Annotated in this window: 8 protein-coding genes; 2 read left to right on the top strand and 6 right to left on the bottom strand. The window is 60.2% G+C overall.

Going from position 1 to position 14793, the window contains the following annotated elements; translation table 11 throughout:
• Nucleotides 1-159: 159 nt before the first annotated feature.
• Both JNN07_01760 and JNN07_01755 read right to left on the bottom strand, forming a co-directional pair.
• Nucleotides 160-1533: a DUF1552 domain-containing protein gene (locus JNN07_01760; protein MBL9166447.1), complete on the bottom strand. Its 1374-nt coding sequence runs from the start codon at nt 1531-1533 to the stop codon at nt 160-162.
• A gap of 2 nt (nt 1534-1535) precedes the next feature.
• Nucleotides 1536-4142 (bottom strand): DUF1592 domain-containing protein, encoded by a 2607-nt coding sequence (locus tag JNN07_01755; protein MBL9166446.1) that lies wholly within the window; start codon nt 4140-4142, stop codon nt 1536-1538.
• Nucleotides 4143-4365: 223 nt separating this feature from the next.
• On the opposite strand from JNN07_01755, the gene JNN07_01750 reads away from it, so the two are divergent.
• Together JNN07_01750 and JNN07_01745 are read left to right on the top strand one after the other, a co-directional pair.
• Nucleotides 4366-5085: a prepilin-type N-terminal cleavage/methylation domain-containing protein gene (locus JNN07_01750; protein MBL9166445.1), complete on the top strand. Its 720-nt coding sequence runs from the start codon at nt 4366-4368 to the stop codon at nt 5083-5085.
• Between the two features lie 16 nt (nt 5086-5101).
• The gene (locus tag JNN07_01745; protein ID MBL9166444.1) at nt 5102-7240 is read left to right on the top strand and encodes a PQQ-binding-like beta-propeller repeat protein; all 2139 of its coding nucleotides are present in this window, start codon (nt 5102-5104) and stop codon (nt 7238-7240) included.
• Nucleotides 7241-7263: 23 nt separating this feature from the next.
• Here JNN07_01745 and JNN07_01740 read toward each other — a convergent pair whose 3' ends face one another.
• From JNN07_01740 to JNN07_01725, 4 genes are all read right to left on the bottom strand, one after another.
• On the bottom strand, nt 7264-8553 hold the full coding sequence (locus JNN07_01740) for a serpin family protein (protein MBL9166443.1): 1290 nt from the start codon (nt 8551-8553) through the stop codon (nt 7264-7266).
• A 210-nt stretch (nt 8554-8763) separates the two neighbouring features.
• Entirely contained in the window at nt 8764-9606 is an 843-nt protein-coding gene (locus tag JNN07_01735) for a PEP-CTERM sorting domain-containing protein (GenBank protein MBL9166442.1), read from the bottom strand.
• A gap of 402 nt (nt 9607-10008) precedes the next feature.
• Nucleotides 10009-13812 (bottom strand): VCBS repeat-containing protein, encoded by a 3804-nt coding sequence (locus JNN07_01730; protein MBL9166441.1) that lies wholly within the window; start codon nt 13810-13812, stop codon nt 10009-10011.
• Nucleotides 13813-13848: 36 nt separating this feature from the next.
• Nucleotides 13849-14742: a hypothetical protein gene (locus tag JNN07_01725; protein MBL9166440.1), complete on the bottom strand. Its 894-nt coding sequence runs from the start codon at nt 14740-14742 to the stop codon at nt 13849-13851.
• Nucleotides 14743-14793: the final 51 nt, after the last annotated feature.

The raw sequence follows: 14793 nt of genomic DNA, 5'->3' as shown, positions 1-14793 counted from the left end.
AGCCACGGACGAGTGTGATTATTTCCGCGTGAGGCGTGGTCGTTGGTACGGAGTTGATCGCGGGGCGGTCCGCTAAAGCTTATAGTTCACTCGTCCGCCTTCAGGCGGATAGGTGTAGGAATGGACCTAGCGGCATGAAATTCACCATTCAGCCACTGCTTAAACGTCCTCCAACAGGCCCGTGGAATCGCCCAAGCTGGTCACATTCTTCGCCCCCATGTGCTGCGCCATCGTCAGGAGCAGGTTGGTCATCGGCTTGGATCCGTGGTTCACGTAGCGACCAGGCTTCAGCAGGCCACCACCTCCGCCCGCCAACAGCAAAGGAAGATTGGAATGGGTATGACGGTTGCCATCCGCATTACCGCTCCCGTAGAGGATCATGGAGTTTTGCAGCAAGGGGCTCCCATCCACATCCGTCACACGCTGGAGCTTGTCCAAGAGCTGCGCAAACTGCCCAGCATACCACAAATCGATGTCCTTCAGCTTTTGAATCTTTTCCTCACTGTTAAAATGGTGAGAAAGGTCATGGTGTCCTTCGGAGACACCCGCCTCGGGCAAAGAACGGTTGTCGCCATCGTGCCCCAGCAACATCGTCGCGACGCGCGTCGAATCCGTCTGGAATGCCAGCACGAGCATGTCGCACATCACCTGAACATACTGGGCACGATCCTGGGGAACCCCGGAGGGCGTGTCGCCCCCTGGATCCCGGACCTCGCCGAATCGCTCCGCCTTGTCGAGGCTGTTTTCAATCTCCCGAATTCCCGTGAGATACTGATCCAGCTTGTCGCGATCTCGTCCGTTGAGACGACGGTTCATCGCGCGGGCATCCTCCATCACGAAGTCGAGCACCGAGCGCTGCTCCTGCTGACGCCGCTGCAGGTTCGCCGCGCGTTCGCCCGGCGCTCCCGCACCAAAGAGCCGCTCGAAGACGAGCCGCGGGTTGGACTCGGCAGCCACCGGGGTGGTGGGGGAACTCCAGGAGAGGTTGAACTGGTAGGCACAAGCATAACCGGAATCGCAGGCGCCGGATCCCCGAATCGCATCGGCGCTCAGCTCCAGCGAAGGGAACCGCGTCAGGTGTCCGATCTCCCGCGCGATCGCCTGATCGATGGACACCCCGGCGCGGATGTCGGTGGCGCTCTTCTTCAACCGCACCCCCGTCAGGAAGACCCCGTTGCCTCGGGCATGATCCCCAGCCCCGTCGGGACCACCCTCGGCGAACTTCTGGTTCAGTCCCCCCAGGATTTGGAGGGAACGACGGTGGTTCGCCAAAGGCTTCAGGGTAGGGCTCAGCTCAAAGTCTGCGCCATCCTTTCCCGGCCACCAAGCGGAAGGAATCGCGCCGTTGGGAAAAAAGAGAAAGGCGGCGCGCACGGGGGCGGTTGCTTTCGTTTTCGCTCCGGACGGGGTGGCGCCCAGCAGGTTCAGCGATTCGAATGCTGGCAGTGCGATGCAAGCCCCCAGCCCCCGAAGAAAGCGGCGGCGGCTCAAACTCTGAAATCGGGCGATTGTGGATGGGGAGAGAGAGCTCATGATCAAGGGTGGATTGAGGTGGACGGACTCACAGACGCAGATTCAGGGGCGGATTTGGATACCTTCGAGGGAAGTGCACGGGTTCGTTGGAAGGGGACGGACTCCACGACGGATCGGATCAGAATTTGAGCCCGCCCCTGGTTCGCCTGGAGCCGAGCCACAATGTCATCCACCGTCGCCACATCATAATAATCGAGCCCTCGGCCCAGGGCATAAGTTAAAAGTTTCTCGGTCAGGGTCGTATAAAACTCGATGGAATGATCGCGAGCCAGAATGGATTTCAGCTGTCGAACGTGAGAGAAGCTTTCCCCGCTCAACAAGGCCCCGGTGGCATCGATCGGCTGCCCGCGCTCCTGATCCCGCCACATTCCCATGGCATTAAAATTCTCCAAGGCCAGGCCCAACGGATCCATCCGATTGTGACACGAGCTGCACAAGGGTTGATCGCGATGCAGGGCCAGCGTTTGCCTCAGAGAGAGGTTCTGTCCTTTCATGGCTTTGACGGCATCCTCCAGCGGTGGGATGTCAGGGGGCGGCGGAGGCGGGGGCGTTCCCAGGATGTTGTTGAGAATAAACAAGCCGCGCTTAACGGGCGAGGTACGGGTTGGGTTCGACGTTACGGCCAGCACGGAGCCATGGGTCAGCACACCGCCACGGGGGCTCTCCGGAGGCAGGCTCACCTTCCGCAGATGGTCGCCCGTGATGTTGAGGTTAGTCAGCCCATAGTGGCGGGCCAATCGCTCATTCAAAAAGGTGTAATCGCCGTCGATCAGCTCGATCAAGGCGCGATCTTCCCGAAACACATGCTCTACGGTTTTCTCCGTCTCCTGACGCAGGAACCGTCGCAAATCTCCGTTCAGCTCCGCTCGCAAAGGCTGGGCGGCACGGCGACCAAACCCTGCTCGAAATTCGTCCATCTCCTTGACCTCCGCCGGTGTCAGCGTGCTCTCGGGACGATCCCTCAGCTCGCGAAACCGCTGACGACGTTTCTCAAAAGCGGGATCGGGCGCCGCCTCCCGCTGCAGCACCTGCCGCGCATCGATCGCGATCGTGTCGATATCACGAACCTGCAGCCACTGCCCCACGAAATTGCGGAAAAAGGCCTCTGATTTACGATCGGCAAACAGCCGCTGGGTTTGGGCCGCCAAGTTCTTCCTCAGCTCCCCTTGGCCAGCCAATCGCAGGAGTTCCTCATCCGGCATAGAGGACCACAGCCAGTAGGAGAGCCGGGAGGCCAAGGAATACTCGTCGACCAACGGATGAACCTCTCCCTCCTTCAGCGGCGCAGTTTCTTCCTCTCGAAACAGGAACCGGGGCGATGCCAGCACCGCAACCATCGCCTGCCCCACCCCAAACTCGAAGGTCTTCCCCGAATGTTCATGGCTCTGTTCAGCCAAGCGAACCAACCGATCCACCGTTGCCCCATCGACCGGCCGACGGTAGGCCCGTTCTACAAATTTTCCCAAGATCTCCCTCGCGAAGGCACGACGGTCCTCCGTTCTCTCGCCGGGCTCATGGGGGAAGAACCGCGTGTAGTCCTTGGGCCGCACCCAATGTTCCGGTGCCATCGGCCCCTGGATGGCAATTGCGTCCAAACGTAAGGTGAGAGATCTGACCTGCTTCTGATCCGGGGTGAGTGGGTAAACCTCGACCAGCAGCTCATGGTCGCCCTCCCTCCAGTCCTGATCGAAGTCGTAGGTAAAGAGCTTGCCACCCTCACGAGTGAACTCCTGGCGCTGCAATTCCTTTCCGTCCACCTTGAATACCATTCGACACTTATTCTGATCGAACTGGTTTTCCACGAAGCGCTCCTGGGCGGTGACCGCCAAAGTCAGCCGATACCGTCCGGTGTTCTTCACCGAGAACCGATTCGAAAGAGCGGACTCCCGATAATAACTGAGATGCGGAGACTCCGTCGCCGGGAGACTGCCCGGGCGCGCCAGGAGCGTGAAGTCCTTGCCGGGAATCTTACGCTCGGCCGGAACTCGGGAGGAATCAGGCACGCCCCGACTGATGATGGATCGGGCCGCGACAAGATATTTCTCCAACAGCATCGGCGACAGAGTCAGCACATCGCCCATGTTGTCAAAACCGTGCCCTGCATCATCCGCCGGAAACTCTTTTTCAGTGTCAAAGTCCACTCCCACCAAATCACGGATGGTGTTGCGATACTCCGTTCGGTTCAACCGCCGAACCGTGACCTGCCCTGGATCCAAATGGAGTGGGTCCACCTCGAATACCGAGGCCTTGATCCATTGCTCCATCCGCGCCTTCTGCTGCGTCGAGGGTTGGGGCTTTTTGGCCGGGGGCATCATCCCGGCGCGAACATTCTTCAGCACCTTCAGCCAAAGTTCGTGATCTGCGGTCAAGGCCTTCTCAGTGGGATAACGATCGAAGGCAACGCCCCCCTTCTCCGCTCCATCAGCGTGGCAGTCATGGCAGTATTCCTTGAGCAGTGGGGCAATGTCCTTCGCATACCGGAGAACCTCGGCACCCTGAGTTGTGGCGAAGCCCAGCCCAACGACCAACACCACCAGCAGCGCAGCTGCGCGCTCCGCGCCCGGGGCGAAGGACCTTAAAAAGCTTCGTGAGCGACACAGTGTCAGCATAGGACTTTGGCTAGGTGAATATCCTGCGCTCTTCCGGGGCCTCAGGCCAGAGGATTCTGGCGTGAACTCGGGTTTGACAACCAACTCGTCGCGATTCAGTCTGCCCCTCACCCGACGCCTGAATCGCTCCCTGCAAAGGCACGAATCCTCAGGGTCGGCTCGATAACGGTCCATGCAGCTCACCCTGTCCATTAGACTCCGTTACCGCCGCAGCAGCCCAGCCATGCCCCATGCCGATCGCCGGCCCCCGTTCGCGCTCGCCTTCACCCTCATCGAATTACTGATTGTCATCGCGATTATTGGGGTCCTGGCTTCACTGCTCCTCCCTTCCTTTTCCCGAGCCCAACAGCGCGCCCGTCGCACCAACTGCCTCTCCAACCTCCGACAAATCGGCATCGCATTTGCACTTCAAGAGGACGACCACAACGATCGTTTTCCAGATGATCGGCCGCTGAAGACCCAGTTGGGGTATCGTCCGTGGCGCACCTGGCCACCATCCGATCCTCGGGCCGGATGGGCAGCCCTCTCATTGAGCAATCACATCGGGAATAATGCCGTCTGGATGTGTCCCTCCCTGGATGGGGCCGGCCTGGGCCAAAGCGCCCAGGCGGTGCAACGCTTCAGCGCGGGAGTCAAGGCTTCTGCCACCGGATACTGGCTGTGGCGATTCGACCGGATCACCGATCCCGTGCCCCTCGACAATTTTTGGGGGAAATCTCGCGAAGCCGCGATGCACGACCTCCGCGCTGCCGAAAACCCCACCATCGGCCAGCCAAACTCCCCGTCGGAGGTCGAACTCGCGGTGGACACTTATTTCCCAAGCACCATCGGAACGGTCGATCCGCTGCTGTCCGGGCGATCCCCCCACGCGGGCGGACGCAACCGCCTCATGCTCGACCTGAGCGCCAGCTTCTGGAGCGACCCCCGGTTGCTGGCACGGTGAAGTCTTCGTCCTATCTATGAATAAAGCCCTGCTCGCAGCGCTCCTCCTCCCACTGTCCGCCGTCGCGGCCGATTCCAATTGGCCCGCTTACCTGGGGGACAAATCCAGCAGCCACTACTCCAAACTACGTCAGATCACCGTCAGGAATGTTCACAAGCTCCAGCCCGCTTGGACCTATCGGACCGGGGGATCGGATGCCAACAACCGGTCCCAGATCCAATGCAACCCGTTGATCCTCGACGGGGTTCTCTACGGCACCACTCCCGACCTCCAGCTCTTCGCGCTGGAAGCGCAAACCGGAAAGGAAAAATGGCGCTTCAACCCGGCAACCATCCCCGGAATCCGCACCTCGGGAGTTAACCGCGGGTTGGTCGCCTGGATCGATGGCAGCGACCGTCGAATCCTCTATGCCAACGACCACTTTCTCCACGCCGTTAACGCGGACACAGGTCAAAGGGTTTCCAGTTTTGGGGTTGCCGGAACCATCGACCTGAAGCAAGACCTGGGACGCGACATCAGTTCCCTCTCCCTCCAGGTAACCACTCCCGGAGTAATCCTGGGCGATCTTCTCATCATGGGCATGCGACTGGGCGAAGGACCAGCCCCGGCGGCGCCAGGACACATCCGGGCCTACAACGTCCGCACCGGACGACTGGTATGGCGCTTCAACACAATTCCCAACCCCGGTGAACCCGGCTATGAAACCTGGCCTCCCAACGCCTATCGCTATGTGGGGGGCGCGAATGTCTGGACGGGATTCGCGCTCGACGAAGAGCGCGGCCTGGTGTTCTGCCCCACCGGATCCGCCACCTACGATTTCTGGGGAGGTAACCGGATGGGCCAGAACCTCTATGCCAACTGCCTGATCGCCCTGGATGCCAGGACGGGGCGACGCATTTGGCACCAGCAGTTGGTTCACCATGACCTCTGGGATCGCGACCTCCCAGCACCCCCAAATCTGCTCCGGGTGAAGCACGGAAACCGAGAGATCGATGCCGTCGCCCAGGTCACGAAATCCGGTCATGTCTTTGTCTTTGATCGGGAGAACGGAACACCACTCTTTCCGATCGAGGAGATCGCGGTACCAGGATCTGACCTTCAAGGAGAATCCGCCTGGCCAACTCAGCCCATTCCCACGAAGCCGGCTCCCTTCTCGCGTCAACTGCTGACGTATCACGAGTTAACCGATCTGACTCCCGAGTCTCGACGCCAAGCCCTGGAACGTTTCGTGCGGATTCGGCCACATGTTCCCTATCAGCCCCCGAGTCGCGAGGGCACCATCATCTTTCCTGGCTTCGACGGAGGGGCGGAATGGGGAGGGGCCGCGGCGGACCCCAACGGAGTCTTGTACGTCAACGGGAATGAGATGCCTTGGATCCTGACCATGGTGGAAACCAAGCGATCCGGCCAGGAACCCCTGTCCAGCGGGGAGGCGATCTTTACGCAGATTTGCGCGGCCTGCCATGGAATCGATCGCCAGGGGAACCGGGCGCAGAACGTGCCCACGCTCCTGGGGATCGAAAAGCGGCTCAAGCGCGACGACGTGATGGCTCTGCTCAAAACCGGAAAAGGGGTCATGCCCTCGTTCGACTTTCTCACTGAACGGCAACGCCAAGCGGTCGCGGATACACTGCTCGGATCCACCTCCTCCCCAGCGGGGGTGGCGGCAGGGACACTCCCAGCTGATCGCAGCGCTGCTCCCGGGTCGTCCGATGCCCTCGGCTCCGTTCCCTACACTTCCACCGGATACCACCGCTGGTTGGACACCAATGGCTACCCCGCCGTGAAGCCGCCGTGGGGAACCCTGAATGCGATCGACCTGAATACGGGAGAGTATCGCTGGCGAGTCACGTTGGGTGAATGGCCTGAACTGACCGCCAAAGGGATCCCCCCCACGGGCACCGAGAACTACGGCGGGCCCGTCGTCACGGCCGGCGGATTGGTGTTCATTGCCGCCAGCCGCGACGAACACCTGCGGGCATTCGATAGCAAAACCGGGAAGGAACTTTGGAAAGCTCGTTTGCCCGCGGCCGGTTATGCGACGCCGGCAACCTACTCAGTAGGAGGCCGGCAGTTTGTCGTGATCGCCTGTGGAGGCGGCAAGATTGGCACGAGGAGCGGCGATGCCTATGTTGCGTTCGCCCTGCCGGAGTGATGAGGGCCGTGAGCTAGCCAGTCCTATCTCGGATCGCTTAATCTTCCGAGAAAGAGGCAAGCCTTGCTCGCTCGATGTTGAATCGCGAACAGAAACGGACGGTCCACACGCACTTCGATGGGAGGCTTGGGCGCGGCAATCACGGAGGTGGCTCGCATCATGGACACTGCCGTTGCAGCCGCGGCCTCCGTTCCTTTCTCATCCAACTCGATAAAGGTCTTGTGAAAGACTTCGGAGATGAAGAGGTAGTCGTCCGGTTTTCGCTCCGCCATTCGATCGAAATTGGCGGACCCGGCCGGCACGTCGAACGCGGACTTCATCCCCAGCGCCCGCAACGCGGCCGAAAGCTTCAGAACGGGCGGCTGCAGTTTGAACTTCGGCAAGGACAGCTGAACCTCAGTTCCGGGTAGATTCGAACAGGCCGCCAACGCTTCTTCCTTGAGCTTCGTTTCCAGCTCCGCCAACCCTTCGACGGCATCGGGGAGAAGGATGAGAAAGTGGAGCTCCCCACCGGCGTATGGGACGCTCACCGCCGTGTAGCCGTCGCGTTTGGAATAGCCAAACCGAGCCTGGCGCTGGAGGGTCGGGACTTCCCGCACGGTTTTGCCATCAACGTGGAAGGGACGGTTCGCCGTCGCACCGGACGGAAAAGGTTCGACCCATGGCGATTTGAAATGAATCGCGTTGACCAGGACCAACCGGGTATCGCGACTCACGCCGTCTTCGGGAACGAGGTCCAGGATACGATCTTTCGTTCGCTGAGCTACCCAGCGGTTGATTCCGGCGCGGGCACCTTGGGGATCTTCCCGAAAGGAAACACGTTCCAGCGGAGCCCCATAGTGTTCTTGGACCACCCCCAGAAAGGGCGGACGAAAGGCATAGTGTTGCTCGCCGAACAGCCGATTCGCCATCGCCAAGGACAGGGGTTCGCCTTCAACCCCGTTTTTGGCGAGATTCTTAGTCCGCAACTCGCTCCGACGGGAGACTTCTTCCAAGGCCGCGGCCAGCGCAGCGAAGGAAGCGTGGATCTCCGACTCCGCGCCATTCAGGCCGAGCACCCGGGCCATCTCGGTTCGCGTTTCCCCATCAGCTCCGGCCAGCGTCATGGCCAGAGCCGTCTGGATGGAGTAAGGCGAGAGAAGTTGGTTCCCGCCGGCCGACTTCGACTGGCCAAGGAGTTCCAGTCCCAGACGGTTGAGCGATTGTGCGGCAATTTCAGGAGTATTCACAGCGGAGTGGCACCACAAGGTTCCACACCCCATCAAGACCGCCACCGCTCGAAGAAGCGAGATCTGGATCGAATCATTTTTCATGGCGCGTGTTCTGGTTGACTCTAAGTGACTCTGAAAGCTCGGCGTCCGAGCTTTCCCAACGTTTGACGGCAACAGGGAATGAAAAACTCCCGGTGCCGGAAAAAGTCTAGCCTCCCTGGGCGAGAGGGACAGGCACACTGTCAAAAAAAAAGCGGACCGGTCGTGCACCGGTCCGCTCACAGACATCGGAGAATACTCCGCGAAGTTAGTTTAGTTCTTGCGCTTGCGCAGGAACAGCATACCCAATCCGAGGCCGCCGAGAGCCATGATCGAAGGCTCAGGGACGTAGGTGATATTCAGATTGTCGATTCCAGCCAACTCGTTCTCACCGCCGGTACGGGCAGCGAAGATGGCGCGGCTCTCGAACGGAGTCAGGCCAGCAACCGCTTGGTTACCGAAGATCGTCTTGCCGTCCACCGTCATGCTGACGGTGCCGCCGGCAAAGTCCACAGTGCCATAGACATCGTGCCAGAGACCGTCGTCCAGGGTCAGCCCCAAGGTGCGGGTATCGTTCACACGAGCAACGAGCGAGTTATCATAAAAGACGCTGATTTCCTGGTAGTCCGAGCTCTGAGCCTGAGCCGGATCATCGGGGCTGGCCGTATCGACTCCACCATTGTTGCTCCAGGTGTCAAAACCGAAGCCCAGAATGCCCGCCGCCTTCGGATCTTCAGGCGTGAAAACGGGCGCTCCCACCCCACCGGACACTCCATACTTGGAGGTGTCAGCATAGGAGAACGAGAAGCCGTCCGCCGAGGCCGTGCTATCAATGCGGAACTGGAAGCTGAACGTGGACTGAGGAGCGGTTCCAACATGCGTCCGGTCAAACGAGGCCCAGTTATTCTGGCCGTTGACTTTGTCGGTCAACTGGAGATAACCGCCTCCATTGCCGCCAGTAGTCTGAATGCTGGCCTGCCCGGGATCGCCGAAGCGCTCGAGAGTGAGAGCGGTGTCTGCCCCTCCATCGAAGGAAGCAGAGGTATTTGCAGCTGAAGTGCTACCAACCGTGATAGCTCCTGAAACTGCTAACGTGAACAAAGGTAATAGTTTCATATGGTTTGTACAAACTGTTCTGGAATAATTAAGATATACGCGAAAAGCGGGAGCGAAGGCAATGGAAAAAGTGGGCGAGCTGGAGATTTTTAGGGGTGAACGGGTGCCCAGCATGGGCGGACCGGGCCAAGGGACCGTGCAACAATAAATTCGGGTTTTGCTGAAGGAATTCTCACATTCTGGCGAGGCACGAGCGAGGAGTCTACCCACAGCGGTCTGTGACGAGCGAGTAACGACGCCAGAATGTGAGAAGGGCCCAGCCCTGCGGGGCGGGGCGGTGCCAGGCCAGCTGCGTCGTTGCTCGTCAGTTACAGCCCCACCGTGGGGGATGCGCCTTCCTCGCGCCTCGCATCTGGCCTGGCAGCGCTCCCGCCAAAACCCGAAGTTATGTTTGCACGGTCCCTAAGGCGACGAGATGAACACACGGTTGGTGTTAACCGGAATCGAAATCTCACTCGCTTTTCCGTCGTTCCATCGAACGCGCACGGCCGCGCGAGGACGGGCGGCAGCGGACACCTGCAGATAAACTGTGGCGCTCGACTGCGAAAGGTAACCCTCCCCGGCTCGCACCTCGGTGGTTCCAGCAAGTTGACCATCGGCCGCCACCAGGCTGATGCGTGCACCGACGCCCTGCGGGTTTCCGGCCGGCCCTCTCAAGGTCACAGCCACTGAAACCCGATCCTGCAGAGAGTGCAGAGTGCTCTGGAAGGCCAGCAAGGCATCGTTGTTTTGGGTGGCCAGCAAATCGGGAAAACCATCCCCGTTCAAATCGGTCACGGCCAGCGCTTTGCCATCGCCACGCACCACAAACCCGGATCGTGCCGGATCCACTGATGTGGGACGTTGCGCGCCCCTGAAATCGAGCATGCAGCCCACCCCAGAGCGCCACAACCCTGTCTCCACCTCGCGCGCGTCCGAATTCTGGGCTATGGCTAGGCGAATCCCGCCCTCCCCCGCCCCAAAGAGGGCCGCTGCGCCGAACCCGGGCGACAGCTGAGCCTCTGCCGGCAAAGGGATCCATGTCAGCCGGACTTTTCCGACGGTGGAGTCGTTCCGAAGAACCCCGCTGGCAAGTTCGGAGGCGGTTAGCCTGACGGCTCGTTTCAACGCCTCCTCCCCATAGATCTCGTCGAGGGTGGCGGAAGCAAAGCCTCGATAGGTTGGAAACCGATCGTTGATCAAAGGAACGGCCTGGCTGCTCGGATGCCGCGCCCGCACGGGGACCAAACCACGCGCACCCATTCTCGCCTCGATAATCTCCGCCACCTCATTGCCATCCATATCCCCGAAGAATAGAACCAAAGGCCGCTCCGGGGTGGGCGCGCCATACTTGGTGTTGGTCCCCGCGTTCAGAACCACAAAATCGATGTCTCCGTCGGCGTCGAGGTCCGCCGGGGCGATCGAGTTCCACCAGCCCAGCCGGGCTGCTAGATCGATACCCTCCTGATCGCGGACACGCGCCAGTTCGCCTCCCCGATTCAAATACAACGACACGGGTCCCCACTCACAAGCCACGAGCAGGTCGGGGCGACCGTCCGAGTCCACATCCGACCACAACGCTGAGCTGACCATACCGATCTTCCGCAAATCCGGCGCCACCAGATCCGTCACATCGCTGAACTTCACCTCCCCCGCTCGACGGCCATCGTTACGCAACAAAAGTGACTCGCCCGCGGTAGGATAGCTACCCGGGATGGACCTGGCCCCAACGAAGAGATCCAGATCACCATCCAGATCGAAATCGGCTGCCACCACGCAAGAGCCCGCTTGCCGGGAGGCGGGAATCGAGCCCTCCGGGGCCTCCACAAAACGCAGGTCGCTCAAACCGCGGGCGGTCTGGTTCAGGTACAAATGGTCGGCATAGCGGGAGTCCTGCGGCTCCCATTCGTTGCTACCGCTCACGACATACAGATCCAGATCGCCATCACGATCCGCGTCAAAAAAAAGCGCCCCCATGTCCTCGGACGTCGAATAGCGATCCCAGGGAGCACTGCCGAGCCTCTTGAAGGTGTGATCAGGTTGGTGCAGGAACAGCACTCCAGCTTGTCCTGAAGCCCCGCCTACGAACACATCATCCAGGAGATCCCCATTGACGTCGGCCACGGCCAGGCCAGGGCCAGCCTGGGAGAGCTTCGCCGGCAGCAAGGGTTCGCGATGATAATCATCGAAGGCCTGCTCCCGATGGGTGAACTCCAGACCCAAACGGCTGGCAGACTCAAGGAGAGACGGCGGCGGCTCCGGGGCAGCCAGGCTGGGGGAGTTGGTCGCGGGCAACGCGGCATCTGCCTCTTGAAGATCGACCGATCGATTCGCCCCGACAGACTTCAACACTTGGATCTTTCCCGATGGCCAGCGCACTTCGAGGGATCGAAGCATCGTTTCGCGACCCAGACCAAAATGGAGCATGGGCTCATTGCCGGAGAGGAAACCTGTGTAGGGGTTCATCAGCCTGAGCAGCGCCTTGCCATCGCTGAGCTGAGCGGTCACCAAAGCTCCCACACCGAACCGATTTTTCTCCCCGTGCAGCCGAACCTTCAACCAGTGAGCCTCGGACTCGGCAGCTCGGTTGCGGTACAGCGAAACCGGCTCATCGAGGTGGCAGACGACCAGATCCAGGTCTCCGTCGGCGTCCAGGTCGGCGGTGGCGGCCGCAAAGCTCATGCTCACCTTATCCAAGTTCCAGCTCTTGCTGACATCGGAAAAATGCAGCCCATCCTGGTTGCGAAACGCAAAGTTTTGCTCCCTCCCTTCGGACGTGTTCTTGAAGGCTTCCCACAAGGTGGTCCCCACCAGCATGGCCGGTGTCACGATGATGTCGGAATCGGTGAACAAGCGCGCCGCGCCGGTGGTGAGAAACACATCGGGCAGCCCGTCCAGATCAAAGTCGCCAAATTTCACCGCCCAGGTCCAATCCGTGCGAGCGACACCCGCTTCAAAGGCTGCTTCCTGGAAGCGCTCCACCCCGCTCCCCAAGAACAGGGTATTTCTCATCGTCTGCCGGGGCCAGGCGTTCTGAGCAACCCAACGGCGCCAGCCATTGATCTCGACGGAGGTCCGCTGGGCTTTTTCGTGAGTGCTCCCAGCCATATCGGCCACCAAGAAGTCTAACCGTCCGTCTCCGTTGATATCGGCGAGATCGCTGCCCATCGAGGACCACGAGGTATAGGGCAGATGTTCCGCGATGGCATCCCGGAATTGAAACTCGCCCTTCGAGTTGATTCCCTGATTAATCCAGAGGTTATCCGCATCCGTGTAGTCGTTCGCCACATAAATATCCGGCAGACGATCCCCGTTGACATCCCAGATCAAGGCCGAGAGACCGTGGCCGGCAACCTTCATGAGAGCGCTTCCGGAGGTGACGTCGGTAAACCGGGGCACTCCATCAGCCCCAACACCGTCGTTTCGATAGAGTCGATCGGGATGACCATACTCGAGCATGAAAGGAGGAGGAGGGGTCTCGGTGGTGACCCCCGGACGAGCGGGAACCTCTGATTCGGGCCGGACGATCCGAAGGAAGGGGGCGTATTCCTTCTTGATGTGCGGCTGTCCGTCGCTCCCGAGCTCGCTCGCCACCCCGCGGGGACGGCCGGATCGTGAATAAAAGCGGTTGGTCAGCAGGAACAAGTCCAGATCGCCATCATTGTCAAAGTCGGCAGGGTAGATCGCCTGGCTGGGGCCGGCATAGGACATTCCGGATGCCGCGGTCACGTCGCGAAACTGCCCCTTCCCATCATTGAGGAACACCTTGTTCTGAGCCCCGTAGTTCACCAGGAGCAGATCCAGGTCGGCATCCCCGTCGAGATCCACGAACGTTGAGCTGACGCCCCAGTTCTGGCCATCCTCGAGCACCGCCGCACTGGGAGACTTCCGGAAGACGAACTTTCCCTGATTGAGGTAGAGAACATTCTCACCCGGGCCGCTCACCAGCAACACGTCGGGGAGTCCATCCGCATCCACGTCACCGATGCTCACCCCACCACAGGCATAGCCCGACTCGTAGAGGTAGCTGTGGGGGTGATCGAGCGCCAGCCGATGGGTAAAGTTGACTCCTGACTCCGACGGCAAGACTTCCTCAAACAGACCGGAGGCTCCCTGAAGCTGAAAAAGAGTCACGGGCCACAACGCCCAGACCGCAGCCCGCTTCCACACAGGGCAGGCTCGGGCGGCGGAACGCGCTCGGAGATCGGGGCGAAGGATTTGAGTCATCGCGAGCCAACATCAGAGCAGAACGAGGGGCCATTGTCACTCCCCGATCGCCCGCACGGTGGTCAGCGATCGAATGAGCGAGTGGTCATCCCACTTCCAGATAACCCGCTTGTCGCGGGTTACCTCGAACGCGTGCGCTCCCTTCCCCTCTTGACCTCGCAGAAAATTGCCGACTAGCAGATTGCCGTTGCGAAGCTGCTGAATGCTGGAGACCCAGGTGATGTTCAGCTCAGGGGCATCCTGGGCCGTGAACTCCCAGGCAATCTTTTTATCCTTCGTCACTTCGAGCACGCGTTTCTGAGTGCCGCAGGAAATCAGGGTGTTTCCATTGGACAACCTTTGGGCATCACCGGCATTTTCCACTCCCGTATACTCCCAAACCACCTTTCCCGACGGATCGACCTCACGAACGGCCCCCTCCCCCTCGTGGGCGGCGAGGATATTTCCGTTGGCCAGCTTGTGAATGTTGCGTACCTGAAGGTGGTAGCTTTCGTGACTCGTCTGAAGCGGCGTTGTGTGGACCACCTGCCCCTTGGGATCCACTTCCACCGCTCGGCAGGGGCCCTGTTCGGCAATCAAGGTGTTCCCGTTGGCCAGCCGTTCACCGCCAAGAACCTGAGGGCAGGAACTGACATAATTCCAAACCTCCACCCCCTGACGCGTCACCTCCCTCACCCCGGTAGGTTTTCCGCCATAGGCATAAAGCACATTGCCATTCGGCAGTATTTGGAAAATGACGGCGATGCTCGGCGGCTGATGTTCCCACACGATTTTTCCCGCGCCATCCAACTCCAACATCCGGTTGGGCCCTTTCCCATACTCAAAAAGGAGCAGCTTCCTGGGCTCCGCTGCCCAGGAAGCAAGAGCAGTCAGGAGAATCAGAAACGTCGAAGCAAACCCGGAAACGTGGAAGCGAGTGACGAGGTTCATAGGCGTGGTGGTGAATTCGGCAGACGCTAGGCCAACGCTCCAGCCGGTCAA

Source organism: Verrucomicrobiales bacterium (assembly GCA_016793885.1).
In the GTDB taxonomy this organism is placed as follows: domain Bacteria; phylum Verrucomicrobiota; class Verrucomicrobiia; order Limisphaerales; family UBA11320; genus UBA11320.
Note: the sequence above shows the minus strand (reverse complement) of the source record. Positions and strands in the feature narration are given on the sequence as shown.

What these genes read in the sequence shown, in the direction of transcription:
- JNN07_01760 (MBL9166447.1), bottom strand. Translation starts at nt 1,533, where the DNA reads ATGAGCTCTCTCTCCCCATCCACAATCGCCCGATTTCAGAGTTTGAGC.
- JNN07_01755 (MBL9166446.1), bottom strand. Translation starts at nt 4,142, where the DNA reads ATGCTGACACTGTGTCGCTCACGAAGCTTTTTAAGGTCCTTCGCCCCG.
- JNN07_01750 (MBL9166445.1), top strand. Translation starts at nt 4,366, where the DNA reads ATGCCCCATGCCGATCGCCGGCCCCCGTTCGCGCTCGCCTTCACCCTC.
- JNN07_01745 (MBL9166444.1), top strand. Translation starts at nt 5,102, where the DNA reads ATGAATAAAGCCCTGCTCGCAGCGCTCCTCCTCCCACTGTCCGCCGTC.
- JNN07_01740 (MBL9166443.1), bottom strand. Translation starts at nt 8,553, where the DNA reads ATGAAAAATGATTCGATCCAGATCTCGCTTCTTCGAGCGGTGGCGGTC.
- JNN07_01735 (MBL9166442.1), bottom strand. Translation starts at nt 9,606, where the DNA reads ATGAAACTATTACCTTTGTTCACGTTAGCAGTTTCAGGAGCTATCACG.
- JNN07_01730 (MBL9166441.1), bottom strand. Translation starts at nt 13,812, where the DNA reads ATGACTCAAATCCTTCGCCCCGATCTCCGAGCGCGTTCCGCCGCCCGA.
- JNN07_01725 (MBL9166440.1), bottom strand. Translation starts at nt 14,742, where the DNA reads ATGAACCTCGTCACTCGCTTCCACGTTTCCGGGTTTGCTTCGACGTTT.